This window comes from Winogradskyella vincentii (genome assembly GCF_020166345.1).
In the GTDB taxonomy this organism is placed as follows: domain Bacteria; phylum Bacteroidota; class Bacteroidia; order Flavobacteriales; family Flavobacteriaceae; genus Winogradskyella; species Winogradskyella vincentii.
The window spans coordinates 683,095-703,124 of sequence record NZ_JAIUJS010000001.1 but is presented as its reverse complement, the minus strand read 5'-3'; the positions used below and the strand labels follow the sequence as shown (position 1 = coordinate 703,124).

18 protein-coding genes are annotated in these 20,030 nt (G+C 32.8%); 15 read left to right on the top strand and 3 right to left on the bottom strand.

Annotation, left to right across the window (positions count from 1 at the left end; translation table 11 throughout):
• Positions 1-24 precede the first annotated feature (24 nt).
• The 7 genes from LBV24_RS03200 (at position 25) to LBV24_RS03170 (ending at position 7,243) form a co-directional block, all read left to right on the top strand.
• The gene (locus LBV24_RS03200; protein ID WP_394371110.1) at positions 25-183 is read left to right on the top strand and encodes a T9SS type A sorting domain-containing protein; all 159 of its coding nucleotides are present in this window, start codon (positions 25-27) and stop codon (positions 181-183) included.
• A gap of 138 nt (positions 184-321) precedes the next feature.
• Entirely contained in the window at positions 322-894 is a 573-nt protein-coding gene (locus tag LBV24_RS03195) for a Crp/Fnr family transcriptional regulator (protein ID WP_224477144.1), read from the top strand.
• Between the two features lie 192 nt (positions 895-1,086).
• On the top strand, positions 1,087-4,491 hold the full coding sequence (gene ileS, locus LBV24_RS03190; RefSeq protein WP_224477143.1) for an isoleucine--tRNA ligase: 3,405 nt from the start codon (positions 1,087-1,089) through the stop codon (positions 4,489-4,491).
• 5 nt (positions 4,492-4,496) lie between these two features.
• Positions 4,497-4,880 (top strand): TraR/DksA family transcriptional regulator, encoded by a 384-nt coding sequence (locus LBV24_RS03185; RefSeq protein WP_224477142.1) that lies wholly within the window; start codon positions 4,497-4,499, stop codon positions 4,878-4,880.
• A gap of 72 nt (positions 4,881-4,952) precedes the next feature.
• Positions 4,953-5,573: a DUF4097 family beta strand repeat-containing protein gene (locus LBV24_RS03180; RefSeq protein WP_224477141.1), complete on the top strand. Its 621-nt coding sequence runs from the start codon at positions 4,953-4,955 to the stop codon at positions 5,571-5,573.
• Between the two features lie 21 nt (positions 5,574-5,594).
• Positions 5,595-6,236 (top strand): lipoprotein signal peptidase, encoded by a 642-nt coding sequence (locus tag LBV24_RS03175; protein WP_224477140.1) that lies wholly within the window; start codon positions 5,595-5,597, stop codon positions 6,234-6,236.
• Between the two features lie 5 nt (positions 6,237-6,241).
• The gene (locus LBV24_RS03170) at positions 6,242-7,243 is read left to right on the top strand and encodes a cellulase family glycosylhydrolase (protein WP_224477139.1); all 1,002 of its coding nucleotides are present in this window, start codon (positions 6,242-6,244) and stop codon (positions 7,241-7,243) included.
• On the opposite strand, the gene LBV24_RS03165 is transcribed toward LBV24_RS03170, so the two are convergent.
• Genes LBV24_RS03165 through rimK form a run of 3 tightly spaced genes read right to left on the bottom strand, consistent with a single transcriptional unit; the run spans position 7,240 to position 9,661 of the window.
• Positions 7,240-7,824: a 5-formyltetrahydrofolate cyclo-ligase gene (locus LBV24_RS03165; protein ID WP_224477138.1), complete on the bottom strand. Its 585-nt coding sequence runs from the start codon at positions 7,822-7,824 to the stop codon at positions 7,240-7,242. The genes LBV24_RS03170 and LBV24_RS03165 overlap by 4 nt on opposite strands.
• Positions 7,821-8,789: a succinylglutamate desuccinylase/aspartoacylase family protein gene (locus tag LBV24_RS03160; protein WP_224477137.1), complete on the bottom strand. Its 969-nt coding sequence runs from the start codon at positions 8,787-8,789 to the stop codon at positions 7,821-7,823. The genes LBV24_RS03165 and LBV24_RS03160 overlap by 4 nt, the downstream gene beginning before the upstream one ends.
• On the bottom strand, positions 8,786-9,661 hold the full coding sequence (rimK, locus tag LBV24_RS03155; RefSeq protein ID WP_224477136.1) for a 30S ribosomal protein S6--L-glutamate ligase: 876 nt from the start codon (positions 9,659-9,661) through the stop codon (positions 8,786-8,788). The genes LBV24_RS03160 and rimK overlap by 4 nt, the downstream gene beginning before the upstream one ends.
• A 110-nt stretch (positions 9,662-9,771) precedes the next feature.
• On the opposite strand from rimK, the gene uvrC reads away from it, so the two are divergent.
• The 8 genes from uvrC (at position 9,772) to LBV24_RS03115 (ending at position 20,030) form a co-directional block, all read left to right on the top strand.
• Entirely contained in the window at positions 9,772-11,565 is a 1,794-nt protein-coding gene (gene uvrC, locus LBV24_RS03150; protein WP_224477135.1) for an excinuclease ABC subunit UvrC, read from the top strand.
• Positions 11,498-13,810: a patatin-like phospholipase family protein gene (locus LBV24_RS03145; RefSeq protein WP_224477134.1), complete on the top strand. Its 2,313-nt coding sequence runs from the start codon at positions 11,498-11,500 to the stop codon at positions 13,808-13,810. Before uvrC ends, LBV24_RS03145 begins: the two co-directional genes overlap by 68 nt.
• Before the next feature lie 174 nt (positions 13,811-13,984).
• Complete coding sequence (locus LBV24_RS03140) at positions 13,985-15,142, top strand: homogentisate 1,2-dioxygenase (protein WP_224477133.1); 1,158 nt, start codon at positions 13,985-13,987, stop codon at positions 15,140-15,142.
• A 21-nt stretch (positions 15,143-15,163) separates the two neighbouring features.
• Positions 15,164-15,655 (top strand): CCC motif membrane protein, encoded by a 492-nt coding sequence (locus LBV24_RS03135; protein WP_224477132.1) that lies wholly within the window; start codon positions 15,164-15,166, stop codon positions 15,653-15,655.
• Positions 15,656-15,659: 4 nt separating this feature from the next.
• Positions 15,660-16,820 carry a 4-hydroxyphenylpyruvate dioxygenase gene (gene hppD / locus LBV24_RS03130; RefSeq protein ID WP_224477131.1) on the top strand — a complete coding sequence of 387 codons (1,161 nt, stop codon included), beginning with the start codon at positions 15,660-15,662 and terminating at the stop codon, positions 16,818-16,820.
• A 171-nt stretch (positions 16,821-16,991) separates the two neighbouring features.
• A complete protein-coding gene (locus LBV24_RS03125) occupies positions 16,992-17,786 on the top strand; it encodes a DUF3108 domain-containing protein (protein ID WP_224477130.1) in 795 nt (264 codons plus the stop codon).
• A 3-nt stretch (positions 17,787-17,789) separates the two neighbouring features.
• A complete protein-coding gene (locus LBV24_RS03120; protein ID WP_224477129.1) occupies positions 17,790-18,725 on the top strand; it encodes a tryptophan 2,3-dioxygenase family protein in 936 nt (311 codons plus the stop codon).
• Positions 18,726-18,734: 9 nt separating this feature from the next.
• On the top strand, positions 18,735-20,030 hold the full coding sequence (locus LBV24_RS03115; RefSeq protein ID WP_224477128.1) for a peptidoglycan DD-metalloendopeptidase family protein: 1,296 nt from the start codon (positions 18,735-18,737) through the stop codon (positions 20,028-20,030).

Here is a 20,030-nt window from a genome sequence, read left to right as displayed (position 1 = left end):
GGCGTTGGCATAGCCCAGATCAGCGTGACCAACATACTCGGCCAGAGGGTGTACCAGAACGGCAACGCATACCCAGGGTCCTACACGGAGTACGATCTGCAGGGTCTGACAACTGGTACTTATATTGTTCAACTGGTAACAGAGGACAATATAAAGCTTACAAAGAAATTTATAGTAAAATAGCAGTATTCACTGGTAAATAATAGAAAGACCTTTTTTTGGTGTTTACAACTTATCTATGTTTTGAACATCTTTATAGGTTTAATTTGTGACACTTAAATTAATTTAATTAATTCGTCTTATCATTTTAAATTAATCGTCATGGATGACCCTAGCTTTGATTTTTTAAAATCAAAATTCCATGTTACTAAGAAAACATATAAAGTATTACAAGATTTAGCCAAACGAAGAAAGCTCTTATCCGGTGAGAGCATTGTAGAACAGGGCAATAAAAGTAATAATGTGGCTTTTTTAACTTCTGGTTTAATGAGAGCTTATAGTACTCTGGAGTCTGGTAAAGAAATAACTAAAAATATATTTGTACCTATTAGTTTTGTAGGTCCTTTTTCATCAATCTTAAAAGATAAACCATCACTGTTTTGTTATGAAGCTTTGGTTGATTCAACAATTTTTGAAATTGACTTTCACGAATTCATAAAAATTTCAAGAGCAAATATTGATATAAGTAATTTATATAATCGAATTTTGGAATCTGTTTACGTACTGTATGAGGCTAAACAATTAGAAACAGCTGCTCTGGATGCTACCCAAAGATATTTACAATTAAAAAGGCGAATACCAAATATTGAAAACTTAATTCCTCAATATCAGATAGCATCTTATTTAAATATTTCACCAGTACAATTAAGCAGAATAAGAAAAACACTAAAGTGATTTTAACATATGTTAATCATTTCTCGTTTTATTCAAATTAAATTTGTTATAAGATTAATTTTTTTACGAACCAGATTAATTAATAGCCCTAATAAGAAAAAGCAATCCCTTAAGGATTGCTTTTTTTTATTTTAAAATCATTCCTTTAAACAGAAATTCTTAATTTCGCGACTCCTAATGAATTTTGATGTCATGAGTACAAAGTTCCCTGAATATAAAGGACTTAACTTGCCAAAAGTTGCTAACAAAATCAGTGACTATTGGGAAGCAAATAATATCTTCGATAAAAGTGTCACAACGAGAGAAGGTAAGAAGCCTTATGTTTTCTTCGAAGGACCTCCTTCAGCCAATGGATTACCAGGTGTTCATCACGTTTTGGCACGTGCTATTAAGGATATATTTCCGCGTTATAAAACAATGAAAGGTTTTCAGGTAAAACGTAAAGCAGGTTGGGATACTCATGGATTACCAGTAGAACTTGGTGTTGAAAAAGAGCTTGGTATTACAAAGGAAGATATTGGTACAAAAATAACAATAGAGGAGTATAACGAAGCCTGTAAGGAGGCGGTTATGCGTTACACTGATATATGGAATGACCTAACCAAGAAAATGGGCTATTGGGTTGATATGGATGATCCTTATGTGACCTATAAGTCAAAATATATGGAAAGTGTATGGTGGCTATTGAAACAAATCTATGATAAGAACTTGTTATATAAAGGTTACACGATTCAACCATATTCACCAAAAGCAGGTACCGGTTTAAGTTCACATGAACTTAACCAACCAGGTACTTACCAAGATGTTACTGATACAACAGTGGTAGCTCAGTTTAAAGCACATGAAGAAACATTACCCAATTTTCTCAAGGATGAGGGAGATATTTACTTCTTAGCTTGGACAACAACGCCATGGACATTACCTAGTAACACGGCTTTAACTGTAGGACCAAAAATTGATTATGTGTTAGTAGAAACGTATAATCAATATACATTTAAACCTATTAATGTTGTACTAGCTAAGGGATTAGTGAATAATCAATTTGATGGTAAATTTAATCGAGTAGAAACTAAACCAGAATTGTTAGATTATAAAGATGGCGACAAAAAGATTCCATATTACGTAGTAAAGGAATTTAAAGGAAAAGATTTGGTTGGCATTAAATATGAACAACTTCTAGATTACGCCTTGCCAAATGATAATCCAGAAAATGCTTTTAGAGTTATTTCGGGAGACTTTGTAACAACTGAAGATGGAACTGGAATAGTACACACAGCACCTACCTTTGGTGCTGATGATGCTCTAGTTGCGAAACAAGCTACACCAGAAGTACCACCATTATTGGTAAAAGACGAAAATGGAAACTTGGTTCCATTAGTAGATCTTCAAGGACGATTTAGACCTGAACTTGGTGAGCTTGGAGGAAAGTATGTTAAGAATGAATATTATGATGATGGTAATGCGCCTGAGAAGTCAGTTGATATAGAACTTGCTATCAAATTAAAAATAGAAAATAAAGCCTTTAAGGTTGAAAAATATAAGCACAGTTACCCGAATTGTTGGAGAACTGATAAACCAATTTTATACTATCCGCTTGACTCTTGGTTTATTAAGGTTACCGATGTTAAGGATAGAATGCATGAGCTAAACACCTCGATTAATTGGAAACCAAAATCTACTGGTGAAGGGCGTTTTGGTAATTGGCTTGCAAACGCAAATGATTGGAATTTGTCGCGCTCGCGTTTTTGGGGAATTCCATTACCAATTTGGAGAACTGAGGATGGCAAAGAACAACTATGCATAGGTTCTATAGAGGAATTAAAATATGAAATACAAAGATCTATCAATGCTGGTTTTATGACTGAGGATATTTTTGCCGATTTTGAAGTTGGCAACATGTCTGAAGAGAATTATGAAACAGTAGACTTACATAAGAATGTAGTAGACAAGATAGTACTAGTTTCACCATTAGGAAACCCGATGAAGCGTGAAAGTGACTTGATTGATGTGTGGTTTGATTCTGGTTCAATGCCATATGCACAATGGCACTATCCGTTTGAGAATCAAGGATTAATTGATAAAAATGAAGCTTTTCCAGCAGATTTCATAGCAGAAGGGGTTGACCAAACAAGAGGATGGTTTTATACACTTCATGCTATAGGTACTATGGTTTTTGATTCAGTAGCCTATAAAAATGTAGTTTCTAATGGATTGGTATTAGATAAAAATGGACAAAAGATGTCCAAAAGATTAGGTAATGCTGTAGATCCGTTTGAAACCTTAGCAGACCGAGGTGCAGATGCTACACGTTGGTATATGATAAGTAATGCTAATCCATGGGACAATTTAAAATTTGATATTGAAGGGGTAGAAGAAGTAAAGAGAAAGTTCTTCGGCACATTGTATAATACATATTCATTCTTTTCACTGTATACAAATCTTGACGGTTTTAATTATTCAGAAGCTGACTTGGAACTTAATGAAAGACCTGAGCTAGACCGTTGGATATTATCAGAATTAAATACACTTATTGATAAAGTAGATACATTTTATGCAGATTATGAACCAACAAAGGCAGCAAGAGCAATATCTGATTTTACTCAAGACTATCTGAGTAATTGGTATGTGAGACTTAGTAGAAGACGTTTTTGGAAAGGTGATTACCAAACAGATAAAATATCTGCATACCAGACCTTATATACATGCATGCTAACCATTGCAAAATTAGGAGCACCAATTGCACCATTTTTTATGGATAGGTTGTATTTAGATTTAAATTCAGTAACTCAAAAGGAATCTTTTGAAAGTGTACACTTAGCTGAATTCCCAATAGCTGATAAAACAGCTATTGATAAAACACTCGAAAGGAAAATGGAAAATGCACAGACAATATCTTCATTGGTGTTGTCGTTACGAGCTAAAGAAAAGATAAAGGTTCGTCAACCACTTCAAAAAATTATGATACCTGTAGATACTCTTGAGCAAAAGCAGGAAATTGAGGCAGTTTCAAATTTAATTAAACATGAAGTTAATATTAAAGAGATTGAGCTTTTACAGGATGCTTCTGATATTTTGGTTAAGCAAATTAAACCAAATTTTAAGGTGCTAGGACCTAGGTTTGGAAGGGATATGAAGTTGATTTCTAGCGCAATAGGAAATTTCACGGCTGAAGACATAAAAAATATTGAACAGAATGGTTCAATTTCACTTGACATTAACGGAAAAAATATTACATTAGGATTAGAAGATGTAGAGATAACATCGCAAGATATTGAAGGCTGGCTTGTTGCTAATGAAGGTGCATTAACCGTAGCTTTAGATGTGACAGTGAGTGAAGAACTACGTAAAGAGGGTATTGCTAGAGAATTGGTCAATCGAATTCAGAATTTGCGTAAAGATTCTGGTTTTGAAGTTACAGATAGAATTGATGTTCAGCTTCAAAAGGATGAAAATATTGTTGAGGCAATAGCTTCAAATGAAGACTATATAAAATCCGAAACATTAACTGAAGAATTACAAATAAAAGAAAATTTAAACAATGGTATAGAAATTGCTTTCGATGACGTAAATACCAAATTATTTATACAAAAACATTAATACATATGGCAGCAGAAACAACAAATCGATATTCGGATAAAGACTTAGAGGAATTCAAGGGATTAATTCAAGAGAAAATTGACAAAGCGGAGCACGATCTAGAACTAATTAAAAGTGCATATATGAATGACCATAATAATGGTACAGATGATACATCTCCAACGTTTAAAGCTTTCGAAGAAGGAAGTGCAACGATGAGTAAAGAGGCAAACTCTGCATTGGCCATTCGTCAAGAGAAATTTATTCGTGATTTAAAGAATGCCATGATTCGTATTGAGAATAAAACATATGGCGTTTGTCGTGTAACAGGGAAACTAATTAAAAAAGAACGTTTGAAATTGGTGCCACACGCAACATTGAGTATTGAAGCTAAAAACATGCAGAAATAATCCTTAAATAAAAGGACTCATTTTTGCGATGATCAAAATTTGAACACATTTAATATCATAAAGCCTTGGATTATGTATTTCAAGGCTTTTTTAGTTCTTTTCTTTTCTCATTTGATTATTGCTCAAAACACTTCCATTAAACAGATAAGAGCTGATCAAATAAAAGAAATTTCTGTGGATGGCAATCAACTATTTTTAATTGATGTGAAGACCTCAAGTTCAAATATCATAAGTATTAATTCAATTGTTGATGGTGAGTTTGAAAATGAGTATCAGATAGTTACAAGTATAAATGGAGATACGCTGTATATTAAATTAGAGCAAATAGCTTTCACAGAAATTGCTGATGATAAACGAAATGCTCATAAGGTAATTGCGGCTAGGTTATTATTGGAAATTCCACAAAAGAAGAACTTAAGTATTGAGAGTGATATAGGCTCAGTAATATTAAATGGAAGTTTCAACTCTATTTCAATTCAATTACAACAAGGGTATTGTAACCTAAAAGGTAATACTAAGAAAGCATTAATAAATACTATTGATGGAAATATCAATATTCAGACTGATGATGCAAACGTTGTGAGTGCAGTAACAAATAATGGAAAAGTTGATATTTATCCATTTAAAGTTAAATCATCATTGTATAACTTAAAGTCAATAAATGGTGATATTTCTATAAAGAGGTATCAATAATCTTTTTTGTAAAACCCAACTATGTCACAAAGAAAAACAGTGTTAATTATACTTATTATTTTACTTGTTGACCAAATCAGTAAAATTTATATTAAAACTCATTTTCTTATAAATGAAGATATAAGTGTTTTTTCATGGTTTAAAATTGCTTTTGTTGAAAACGATGGCATGGCGTGGGGAACAAAATTAAGCGATTTTATTCCTTCAATATCTGATAGAAATGCTAAGTTGATATTAACACTATTTAGAATTTTTGCAGTAACAGGTATTGCTTTTTGGCTCAGAGATGTTCTAAAAAAAAGAAAGTCCAAGACTTTGATTTTTGCAATTGCAATAATATTTGCGGGTGCTTTGGGTAATATAATTGATTCTGTTTTTTATGGTATTTTATTTAGTGATAGTGCTATGGAAGTTGCCACATTTTTGCCTGAAACAGGAGGATATGAGAATCTATTTCATGGCAAGGTAGTAGACATGTTGCATTTTCCTATTTGGTCGGGTATATTACCAGAGAAACTGCCCTTTTTTGGTGGGACATATTTTTCGTTTTTTGATCCAGTGTTTAACATTGCAGATATGGCCATAAGTACTGGTATTGGTATTTTAATAGTATTTAACAAAAGGGCTTTTAAAGACTCAAATGAGTTGGTGGTTAATTCCTAGTTTTAATGAGATATCAGATAATAATTTTACTCTTAATAGGTATTACATTATTTTCTTGTAGTAAGGAAGATGGTAATGATAATGGGAATAATACTTTCGAAATTGTAGGAAATAAAATTCATAAGAATGGTAGAGCGGTCCAATTATTGGGTGCAAATGCACTACATACTTTCGCAACAGGCAGCTCTGATATGGTTTCATGGAATTTAGATATAGCAAGAGAATTTATTGGTAATGTTAATGAGAACCCATTAACGGGTTTTCCAATTGAGGATTCTAATGGTCAATTTTTATATGCTTTGCAAGAAATTGTAGATGATAATAGATCCAATAATTTAGTTACTATTTTATGTCCTTTTGGATGGAATGGACAACAAGAAAGCTTATTTACGGGCAAGTTTCCAACTCAGACTGAATTTTGGTCTGATTTTAAATTAAAATTAGCTAGTTGGGCTGAACATTTTAAAGATCAACCCGATGTTTGGATTGAAGTCTGGAATGAACCATACAGGTTTGACCGTTTAGATGGTTATACTGATGAAATATGGACATCTACTATGCAAGAACTTTATAATGTTATTAGAGATACAGGTAATAATAACATTATTTTAATTCCGTGTGCAGAACAAGGACAAGATGAAAGTGTATTACTGAGTGAAGGTCAAAATTTCTTGACGAATAATCAAAATGTATTATTTGATATTCATGCATATGAGAAGTGGTTATTAGAACCGCAAGAAAATATAAGTCATAGAATTGATAGTTTGATTGATGCTAATCTTCCAATATTTATAGGTGAAGTTGCGCCTGTAAACTCTGGAGTTCTCATGGATCCTGAACCATTCTTGAATATCATTTTTTCTAAGGATATTTCGTTTGCCGCATGGCTATGGAAATATAATGAAACTGACCAAGATGCATTATTGACTACACAAGGATTGCCAAATAATTTTAATAATAATAATTGGGGAAGTTTGTACAACGAAATTGCCCTTAGAGAACGCTAAGAATTAGTTTCAGGATTGTTAAACTTATAGATTTTTGTAGGTGTAATACCATAATCGAGTTTAATATCATTTTTTGAAGTATCTATGAATTCTGTTTCGGCTTCAAAAAACGACAAACCTATTTTAATTGTATCTGATTTACAAGCTTGCAAAAAACGGTCGTAAAAGCCTTTGCCATAACCAACCCTGTTGCCATTTATATCAAATGCGAGAAGTGGAACAAATACCACATCAATTTTAGAAACTGAAATTTCTATTCCTTCAATTGGCTCAGGAATATTGTATTTGCTTTTTTTAAGCTTAGTGCTATCCGAAAGAAGAAAATGGGACATAGAATAGTCTTCAAAATTACTTTTAGAGATTACAATATTTTTATCCTTCCCAGCAAGAATATTTAAAATGTATTCAGTGTTTATTTCTTTTTGCTCTTCAATGGTTAAGAATAAGTGGTAGAAGGAGTAATTCCAAATATCAAGGGTTAATAGAATATTCGCTATTTGCAGACTTAATTCTTCAATATCATCTTTTAATAAGGCTTTGCGAAGAGTCTTATATTTTTTTCTAATTTCAGATTTAGTCACGACTCTAATTTTGTGGAAATATGAAAAATGGCATCACCTTGATAAATTATTGGAGATTCATTAACATTAAATAAATAACCATCATTGGGTGCTTTTACAAAATGATTGAAGCTTCCATAAGGGTCAGTTATATGCCCAAGTACATCTCCCTTTTTAATGATTGTGTTTACAGATTTATTTGGTTTAAACATCCCTGAATGATTAGCGCGTATCCATTTGCTTTCTACAATTTTTACACAACTCTTTTTTGGTTTGGAAACCTTAAAATTGCTTTTTAACATTCCAAGATGATCTAACACGCGTTTTGTTCCATTTACACCCGTGTTAGTTATGGTTTTATCTATGTTAAATGATTTACCACCTTCAAACAAGAGCATTGGTATCCCTAGTTTGTAACATGTATTTCTAAATGATTTATTTAAATTTTTTGAATAGTAAATGATAGGAGCACCAAATATTTCTGCTAATTCATCTAAAACAACTTCATTCTTTACTATTCTTATTTGAGCAGCGTTAAATCTATCTGCACCACCAGTATGAAAGTCTAAAATCAAATCTGCATGAGGAACAATTTCAGTCATTAGTTTATTCGCAACTCTACTTGCCAAAGATCCATTTTTGCCACCTGGGAAAACCCGATTTAAATCGCGACCATCAGGAAATTCTCGATCCATATGTATAAAACCAAAAACGTTAATCACAGGAATACAGATAATTGTACCTTTCTTTGGTTTATTTATGCCCTTTGCAATGATTTGACGAACAATTTCTACACCATTAACTTCATCACCATGAATACCGGCAGTTATTAAAACAGTAGGCCCTGGTTTTTTTGACCTCTCTATTATTATCGGAACATCAATGGTATTTTGAGTATGTAACTTAGCAACATTAAAGCTCACCTTTGCACTTTCTCCTAAGGCAACTTTTGTGCCTAAAATATGGAGTATTTCCTTTTCACTCATTTTCTGTTTCTTTCAATAAAAGTGATTATTGCTCTTGCTATATTTTTTTGTGTTGCCTTTTCAATACCTTCTAAACCTGGCGTAGAGTTAACCTCCATAATCAATGGTCCTCTTTTGGACTGCAACATGTCTACACCACAGACAGGAAGTTTTAAAGCTCTAGATGCTTTTATGGCTAACTTAATTTCGTCTTCAGTAAGTTTAATATAATTAGCGCTACCACCTCTATGTAGGTTAGATCTAAATTCCCCTTCTCGTCCTTGACGCTTCATAGCACCAATAACTTGTCCATCTACTATTAGTGCTCTTAAATCAGCACCTTTGGCTTCTTCGATATATTCTTGTACTAACGCTCTAGCTTGTAATCCATTAAATGCTTCAAGCACTGATTCTGCCGCGTTTCTTGATTCTGCCAACACCACACCTAACCCTTGGGTTCCTTCAAGCAACTTAATTATTACTGGTGGCCCACCAACATGGTCTAATACTTCCTCAACATCTCTTGAGTAATTTGTAAAAACAGTCTTTGGCATACCGATACCAGCTTTAGACAACCTTTGGAAACTCCTTAGTTTATCTCTACTTCTCAGAATTGCGTCAGAAGTTACTGTTGTAAATACATTCATCATTTCAAATTGTCTTACAACCGCACATCCAAAAAAAGTAACTGAAGCACCAATTCTTGGAATAATGGCATCTACATAATCTAGATAACGATCTCTGTAGTAAATAGTGGGTTTTTCTTTTTCAATAATAATATCGCATTTAAGAGGATCAATAACTTCAATATCATGACCTCTGTTTTCACCTTCTTGAATAAGACGCTTTGTGGAGTAAAGATTTTCGTTTCTTGAAAGGATAACGATATTCATTGGCAATGCTTAAAAGGCTAAAGTTAATCAAGTATTTGGAGTTCGTCAAATTTAAACAACTCATAAACTTTAAGTACGCATTACTACTTACTTTTTATACCTTTGAATTAATGTCAGATACTGCTTTAGAAATTCAAATTAAAACCTTACCACACCAACCTGGCGTCTATCAATATTTTGATAAGGATGAGAATCTTATTTATGTTGGCAAGGCTAAGAATATTAAAAAAAGGGTTAGTAGTTATTTTACTAAAAACCACGAGTATGGTAAAACTAGGGTTTTAGTAAAAAATATTAAATCAATAAAGCATATCGTTGTTGAAACTGAAAATGATGCATTGTTATTAGAGAATAATCTAATCAAGAAATATCAACCTAAGTACAATGTAATGCTTAAGGATGACAAATCTTATCCTTGGATTTGCGTTAAAAATGAAAGGTTTCCAAGAATATTCCCTACAAGAAGAGTAATAAAAGATGGATCAGAATATTTTGGTCCATATACAAGTATGAAAACGGTAAAGACGCTGTTAGGGTTAATTAAGGGGCTTTATCAGTTAAGAACATGTAATTACCATCTTTCAGAACCCAAAATTGAAGCCGGAAAATATAAAGTCTGTTTAGAGTTTCACTTGGGAAATTGCAAAGGTGCCTGTGAAGGAAAAGAAACAGAAGAAGAGTACCATTCTAATATCAAAGCAATAAGAGAAATACTGAAAGGTAATTTTAAAGATTCACTTCAACAATTTAGGAAACAGATGAAAGTGCATGCACAGAATATGGAATTTGAGGATGCACAAAAAATCAAAGAAAAACTAGAAATTTTAGAGAACTATCAATCTAAATCTACAGTTGTGAATCCTAAAATCAGCAATGTTGATGTTTTCTCCATTGTTAGTGACGAAACGTTTGCTTATGTTAATTTTTTACAATTGAGTTATGGATCAATAATAAGATCTCACACTCTTGAGTTAAAAAAGAAATTACAAGAATCTGATAAGGAACTTTTAGAACTAGCCATCACTGAGATTAGACAAAGGTTCAATTCAAACTCTAAAGAAATATATGTATCAACAATGGTTGATTTAGGTGAAGATGTGAAGGTAACCATACCAATGCTTGGTGATAAAAAGAGTATAGTTGATTTATCTAAACGAAATGCCATGTACTATCGTATGGATAAGCTAAAGCAAATAAAAATAGTTGATCCAGATAGACATGCCAATAGAATAATGGCGCAGATGAAGGCTGATTTGAGATTGTCTGAAGAACCTAGACATATTGAGTGCTTTGATAATTCAAATATTCAGGGGACAAATCCGGTTGCTGCATGTGTTGTTTTTAAAAATGGAAAGCCTAGTAAGAAAGATTATAGACATTTTAATATTAAGACTGTAGTGGGCCCAGATGATTTTGCCTCAATGGAAGAGGTAGTTCACAGAAGATATAAAAGACTTCTTGAAGAAGATGCACCATTGCCTCAATTGATAATAATTGATGGAGGAAAGGGTCAGTTGTCTTCTGCTCTTAAAAGTTTGGATTTATTGGGCTTAAGAGGTAAAATTGCAATTATCGGTATTGCGAAGCGTTTAGAAGAATTATTCTATCCAGATGATCCAATTCCACTATATTTAGACAAGAAAAGCGAGACACTGAAAATTATTCAGCAATTAAGAAATGAGGCGCACCGTTTTGGTATAGAGCATCATAGAAACAGAAGGAGTAAAAGCGCACTAACTACAGAGCTTGAAAATATTTCAGGTGTTGGTGAGCAAACTATAATAGATTTAATGAAACACTTTAAAACCGTGAAACGGATTGCAAATGCAAAATTAGATGAATTGGAAAACGTGGTTGGTGTTTCAAGAGCAAATAAAATTTACAATTATTATCACAAAGAATAGAGTGAAAATAGTAGGACAACATATTGTAATTCTAGTTTTATTATTAGGATTAATAGTTAATACTTCTGTATTTGCTCAAAAAAAGGAAGAGCCAAAAGTAGGATTGGTGCTAAGTGGTGGAGGTGCTAAAGGATTTGCACATATCGGAGTATTAAAAGTGATTGATAGCTTAGGTATAGAGGTTGATTATATCGCTGGAACAAGTATGGGAGCAGTTATAGGATCTTTGTATTCTACAGGCTACTCAGGCAAACAACTAGAAGCGTTTTTTAATAGTCAAGATTTTAATGTATTAATTAACGATGAATTTGAGAGGTCTTCAAAAACATTTTATGAACGAGAGAATGCCGAAAAATATGCTGTAAGCTTACCCTTTGAAAATTTAAAAATTAGTCTTCCTTCGGCTCTATCTAGAGGTCAGAACGTCTATAACCTACTATATCAATTAATGTTACCTGTTAAGGAAATAGATGATTTTAGTCAACTGCCTATTCCATTTTTTTGTGTTGCTACAGATATTGAAACTGGCGAATCTATTATAATGGATAAAGGAAGTTTAGCAGAAGCCGTAACAGCTAGTGGCGCTTTACCATCCCTATTTGAACCTGTTGTTATTGATGATCAAATTTTAATAGACGGAGGCGTTACCAATAATTTCCCTGTGGAAGAGCTAAGGGCAAGAGGAATGGATATTATCATTGGTGTGGATGTACAAGATGCTTTAAAAGACAGAGAATCATTAAAATCAGCACCTGAGATATTATTACAAATAAATAATTTTCGCACCATCAACGCGATGAAAAATAAGGCACCACTAACAGATATTTATATTAAACCAGACATAAAAGATTTCTCGGTGATTTCATTTGATGAAGGCAGAGATATTATTGAAAATGGTGAATTAGCAGCCAAAGCAAAATTGAATGAACTAATAGAAGTTAGAGATAATCAAGATGAATCAAAACTAAGATCTCAAATAACTCCATTAGACAGTTTAAGAATAGCATCAGTTAGTATTGATGGAATAAATCGTTTTACGCGATCGTATGTGCTCGGAAAATTGAAATTTAAGGGTGAAGAAAAAATAAGTTATTCAAAATTCAAAAAAGGAATTAATAACCTTATGGCAACAAATAACTTTGATACATTCCGTTATCAACTTAAGTCAACTGAAAATGATTCGACATATAAATTGGTTGGTAATATTAAAGAATCTGATAACACAACATTTTTGAAATTGGGTGTACACTATGACGGATTGTATAAAAGTGCAGCACTAGCAAATATTACCAAGCAAAGATTGTTGTTTAAAAACGATTTAGCCTCATTAGATTTTATTTTAGGAGATAATTCTAGATATAATTTTGATTATTTCATTGACAAAGGTTTTTACATCAGTATTGGATTAAAATCACGCTTCAATCACTTTAGTAAAGGTGTGAATCCGGGTCTTGTACTAGACGATGATTCACCATTATTAGAATCGCTGAACAAAATTGATGTAGATTTAAATGATTTTACCAATCAGGTTTATTTACAGACTATATTTAGAAAAGATTTTGCATTGAGATTGGGAGGTGAATACAAACGTCTTAAAATTACTTCAGAAACACTTTTAGAGGAAGATCAAGATGATGAAATCACTTTTGAAAACTCCGATTACTTTAGCCTTTATGGCAATTTAGTTTTTGATGATTATGACAATCCATATTTTCCAAAAAGCGGTTTTTATTTTAATGGAGATTTTCATTGGTATCTGGGAGCTTCTGGAATTAATAAAGATTTTGAACCTTTTTCCATCGCCAAAGCTGATATTGGTTATGCTTTCAGTTTTTCTAATAATGTAGCATTTAAGGTTGAAACTCAAGGAGGTTTTAAGCTAGGAGACGATTCAACCAATTCCCTTAATTTTGCCTTAGGTGGTTACGGTAGAAACTTTATAAATAATATCTATTCATTTTATGGTTACGATTATCTTGAAATTACAGGAGATAGCTTCGTAAAGGCAATCTTTACTTTAGATTATGAATTATTTAATAATCATCATTTATTATTGGCAGCAAATTATGGAAATGTAGAAAATGGACTATTTGAAACTGGTAATTGGCTGTCTGCACCAGATTACACTGGTTATGCATTGGGCTACTCCTTAGAGACATTTTTAGGGCCATTAGAGGGTAAATTCACCTATTCACCAGAAACAGGTAATTCTTATTGGTTTTTTAACCTTGGATTTTGGTTTTAAAATTAAAAATTCTCAACTTTACATCAGTATGATAGTATTCTGGGCAGATATTAAACTTCACTTACATTTCCTAATAAAAAGGAACCCAGAATAGATATGCATTTTTTGTACCTTTAAGACTGTATAGTTTACACGTTTCAGTGTATAATTAATTCAATTTTTAAACCAAAAGAAATGCCGTTTTATCATAAACTTGGAAAAATTCCACCAAAAAGACATACCCAATTTAAAAAACCGAATGGTGACTTTTATTACGAGCAGTTGTTCGGTACCATAGGATTCGATGGAATGTCTACAAATAGTTACCACGAACAAAGGCCAACTCAGGTTAAAGAGATTAGATCTCAATATAGTGTGGCTCCAAAAGTGGCTAAAGCCAACAATATGCAATCTTATCGTTTACATGGATTCAAAGTTAAACCTGAGAATGATTATCTAGATAGTAGAAAAACTGTTCTAACCAATAGCGACTGCAATATCATTTTAGCTGCACCAAAAGAATCTACAAGAGATTATTTTTATAAAAACACGGATGCAGACGAACTCATTTTTGTTCATAAGGGAACTGGGAAATTAAGAACCATGTTGGGTAATCTAGATTTTAAGTATGGAGATTATCTTTTAGTGCCGAGAGGTATTATTTATAAAATGGATTTTGATACAGAAGACAACAGATTGTTTATTGTAGAATCCTATAGGCCTATTTATACACCAAAGCGCTATCGTAATTGGTTTGGCCAATTGTTAGAACATTCTCCGTTTTGTGAAAGAGATTTACGTCAGCCACAAGAACTAGAGACATATAATGAATCAGGTGACTTTTTAATAAAAATTAAAAAACAAGATGAAATCATAGAAATGGTTTATGCGTCCCATCCATTTGATGTGATAGGTTATGATGGTTATAACTATCCTTATGCATTTTCAATTCATGATTTCGAACCAATAACCGGAAGAGTACACCAACCACCACCAGTGCACCAAACTTTTGAAACAGATGCATTTGTGGTTTGTAGTTTTGTGCCTAGGCTATATGATTATCATCCATTAGCGGTTCCTGCTCCATATAATCATAGCAATATAGATAGTGATGAGGTACTTTACTATGTAGATGGTGATTTTATGAGTAGAAACGATATTGAAGCAGGTCATGTTTCATTGCATCCTGCAGGAATACCGCATGGTCCTCATCCTGGTGCGATGGAAAGAAGTATTGGCAAAGTAAAAACTGATGAATTAGCTGTTATGGTAGATACTTTTAAACCCTTAAAAGTGACTGAGGAAGCTCTAAAAATAGCCGATGAAGATTACTTTAAGTCTTGGTTAGAATAAATAAATTCAATTTAAAAATTTATGAATAATAGTAAGTTAGCAGCAGATCCATTAGCACTTGTACTAGGAATTTTATCACTTGTTTTAGGAATAGCAGGTTGTTGTTGTTATGGTATTACGGCCATTATTCCATTAGTGTTGGCAATTGTTGGTTTGATTTCTGCAAATAGAAGTTTAAAAGAGTATAGACAAAATCCAGAAGCATTTTCACAGCAATCTGCAAGTAATGTAAACACAGCAAAAATCTTAAATATAATAGGCATTGTAATCAATGGTTTTGTGGTTTTAATTTCTATAGGCATAATTGCTTTTTATGGGACAATGTTGTCTTCGGAAATTTTTGATGAAATTCGAAATAATACCAGTTCAGATGGTTATTACGATTATGAATTCGAAATCGATTCAACGGAAACTAGTGAGGAAGAATACTATTTAGAAGAAGAACAAGATTCGGTGAATATAGATGCTTTAATTGAAGATAAATCAGTAGAAATAGAACAAGAAATTAATTAATATTATGGCAAAAGAAGTTAAAAGCGTTAACTACGGCTTAGAAAAAATATTTGATGAGGCTCAAGATTTTTTGCCTCTTTTAGGGACGGACTATGTTGAATTTTATGTTGGCAATGCAAAACAATCAGCACATTTTTACAAAACCGCATTTGGATTTCAGTCATATGCCTATAAAGGATTAGAAACCGGATCTAAAGATTCCGTGAGCTACGTCTTAAAACAAGATAAAATAAGACTTGTACTTACAACACCTCTAAATAGTCAATCTCCAATAAACAATCATATTGTAAAACACGGTGATGGAGTTAAAGTAATTGCACTTTGGGTTGATGATGCAAGAAAATCATATGAGGAAACAATAAAGCGAGGTGCTACGTCTTATATGGAACCTGTAGTAGAAAAGGATGAATATGGAGAAGTTGTAAGATCGGGAATATATACATATGGAGAAACTGTTCACATGTTTGTTGAACGTAAAAACTATAATGGTGTTTTTATGCCGGGCTTTGTAGAATGGAAAAGTGATTATAATCCTGAACCAGTTGGTCTAAAATATATTGACCATATGGTAGGTAATGTCGGTTGGGGCCAAATGAATAAATGGGTTAAATGGTATGAGGATGTTATGGGGTTTGTAAACTTCTTATCTTTTGATGACAAGCAAATTCATACCGAGTACTCGGCATTAATGAGCAAGGTTATGAGTAATGGTAATGGCAGGATAAAGTTTCCAATTAATGAACCTGCAAAGGCAGCCAAAAAATCACAGATTGAGGAGTATCTTGATTTTTATGAAGATTCTGGTGTACAGCATATCGCAGTGGCAACGGATGATATTATCAAAACCGTAGCACAGCTTAAGGCTCGTGGTGTAGAGTTTTTACCACCGCCTCCACAGTCATATTATGATATGATACCTGAAAGATTAGGTGTTCATATGGAAATGATGAAAGAAGACATTAAAGAACTTCAAAAGCTTTCAATATTGGTAGATGCAGATGAAGAAGGGTATCTGTTGCAAATTTTCACAAAGCCAGTGGAAGATAGGCCTACCTTATTCTTCGAAATTATTCAGCGTATGGGAGCAAAGGGGTTTGGAGCTGGTAATTTTAAAGCACTTTTCGAGTCTATTGAGAGAGAGCAAGCAAAAAGAGGAACACTTTAAGATAATATTCTCTTTTTCATGTTCGTTATTGGGATGTGTTTTTATGATTTAATACTTTTGGAATAGTAATTGTAAATACCCTTAATGTAAACTAGAAACTAGTTTGGATTTATTAAGATAACTGTAACACATATAATGTGTTACATTATTTACATTTACACTAGAAGAGTTATGAAATATATTTTTGTAATATTATTATTTTTTGCTGGGCTGGGAACGCCTGGAGTCCAGAAGGATACTGCTTTCCAAAAAGGAGAATGGTTTAAATTTAAGATGAGTTATAGTGGCTGGTTAAAGGCTGGTGAAGCAACTTTAAAAATAGATGAAAAGGTATTAGATGGTAAGCCTGTTTTCCATGTTGTTGGTAAGGGTAAAACCACTGGATTAATCAATGCTTTCTTTAAAGTTAGGGATCGCTATGAGAGTTATTTTGATAAAAATACAGGCGCACCTTACAAATTCATTAGAAAAATTGATGAAGGTGGTCATACAAAGGATATCGAAATCAACTTTAACCATCAAGAACAAAAGGCAATTGTCAATAACAAAAAAAGGAAAAAAGTTACAACCATAACTACTGAACGTGATGTCCAGGATATGGTGTCAATGTATTATTACCTTAGAAATAACATTGATATTGATGCGCTAAAAGAAGGTGATGAAATTAAAACTACAATGTTTTTTGATGAAGAGAACTATGGTTTTAAACTTAAATATTTAGGAAGGGAAAGCATTAAAACTGAGATTAATGGATCAAGGGTGAAAGTAAAGACATTAAAGTTTAGACCATATGTAATGGCAGGACGGGTTTTTAAAGAGGAGGAAAGCTTAACACTTTGGGTAAGTGCCGATAAAAATAAAATTCCTTTAAAAATTAAGGCAGACCTTGCTATAGGTTCTTTAAGAGCAGATTTAGAAGCATTTAAAGGACTAAAGCATTCTTTTCAGCTAGAAATTGACGATTAAATTATGGAAGACCAACCCAATTACGACGATATAATAAAGCAACTTCAAGAGAAGTACGAGAAAATAGATCAAGACACAGATGACCATTTATACGGCTTGCTATATAGCAAGCCGATTACATATTGGGACTATATACAAACAGACGCTCTTTTAAACCTTCAGATTCAGAGAACTACTTTGCCTGATGAAATGGTGTTTATAGCATATCATCAGATTAATGAACTTATTTTCAAGATGATTCTTTGGGAGATTAACCAAGTTGCAGAAAAAGAAAATTTAGATGTAGCTTATTTTGAGAATAAGATTATGCGCATTAGTCGATATTTTGATATGCTTACTACATCATTTAACATTATGAGGGAGGGTATGGAAGTAGAGCAGTATATGAAGTTTAGATATACGCTTACGCCAGCAAGTGGCTTTCAAAGTGCACAATATAGATTTATTGAATTTGCGTCTACTGAATTAATCAATCTAATTGATTACCGATTTAGATCTACAATTAATAGAGATACACCTTATACTCACGCCTTTGAGCATCTTTATTGGCAAGCCGCAGGAAAAGATCATAAAACAGGTAAAAAATCCACACTTTTAATTAATTTTGAGCGTCGTTATAAAGACGAGTTTCTGAGATTTATGGAAAAGTATAACACCAAAAATCTTTGGACACGTTTTAAGGAGTTGCCAGAAGAAGATCAGAATGATGAAGATCTTGTTAAAGCCATGAGGCACTATGATTATACCGTAAACGTCAAATGGGTAATGGCTCATTATAACGCTGCGGTACATTATATAGAAAGTGGTATTGGTGATGGAGAAGCAACAGGAGGAAGTGATTGGAAAAAATATATGCATCCAAAATATCAAAGAAGAATTTTCTTCCCAGATTTATGGACCGAAGAAGAATTAAAAAATTGGGGAAACAATATAAAATAAGTGCACTTAATGCAATTTAAACGATTAGTAGCATTAGCCGGAATAGCATTAGTTCTATTTAATTGTAAGAATGAAGATTCTGCAATAGACAACAAAAAAGATATCGCTGAAATAGTCGTAGAAGAGAAGGTTCTAGAGTTTGGATTTAATCTTAATGACTATGTTGTAAAGCGTGATACCATAAGAAAAGGGGATAGTTTTGGTGAAATACTTGGTCGTAATAAAATAGGTTATCCTAAGATTTTTGAGATTGCAGAAAAAGCTAAGGACACTTTTGATATTACAAGAAGATTAATACCTGGTAAACCATATACTTTGCTTTGTTCTAAAGATAGCCTTGAGATTCCTTCTACATTTATTTATCAACCTAATATTGAAGATTATGTTGTGATAAATTTTAAGGATTCAATTGAAGCCTACACCAGCAAAAAACCAATTACTTACGTTGAGAAAACTGCCACAGGAGTAATAGAGAACAATATCTCAGAAACTCTTGAGCAAAAAGGTATTAGCCAAGTATTGGCATATAAAATGGCTGATGATATTTACGCTTGGACAATCGATTTTAGAAGGCTACAAAAAGGTGATCGATTTAAGGTAATTTATACAGATAAATATATTTCAGATTCTATTTATGCAGGAGTGCATGATGTAAAAGCCGCTTATTTTGAACACAATGGAGATTCACTATATGCTTTTGAGTTTGTAACTGATTCTATAAAAGGGATTAAGGACTATTTTAATGAAAAAGCAAAAAATTTAAGACGTGCCTTTTTAAAAATGCCTGTTAAATTTGGTCGACTTTCTTCACGCTATAATTTAAAACGTCGTATTGCGTATTATGGTAATAGAGTTAGACCTCATAAGGGTACTGATTTTGCTGCACCAGTAGGAACACCAATTATGGCTACAGCAAATGGAACTGTAATAGAATCTACCAGACGAGGTGGTAACGGTAAGTACGTCAAAATTCGACATAACGACACCTATACTACACAATACTTGCATATGAGTAGGCAAACAGTAAAAAAAGGTGAATTTGTGAAGCAAGGCGATGTTATTGGCCTTGTTGGAATGACAGGAAATACAGGTGGTCCACATGTTTGTTATCGCTTCTGGAAAAATGGAAGGCAAGTAGATCCTTTTAAACAAAAATTACCTGAAGCAAAACCGATATCAGATAGTCTTAAAATAAGATTTTTAGAACATATTAAACCTATTAAACAGCAATTGGATAATATTTTCTTCTTAGAAGCAGAACCTAAGAAAGTTGAAACAACAATTACTGTAGATCCAATTTTATAA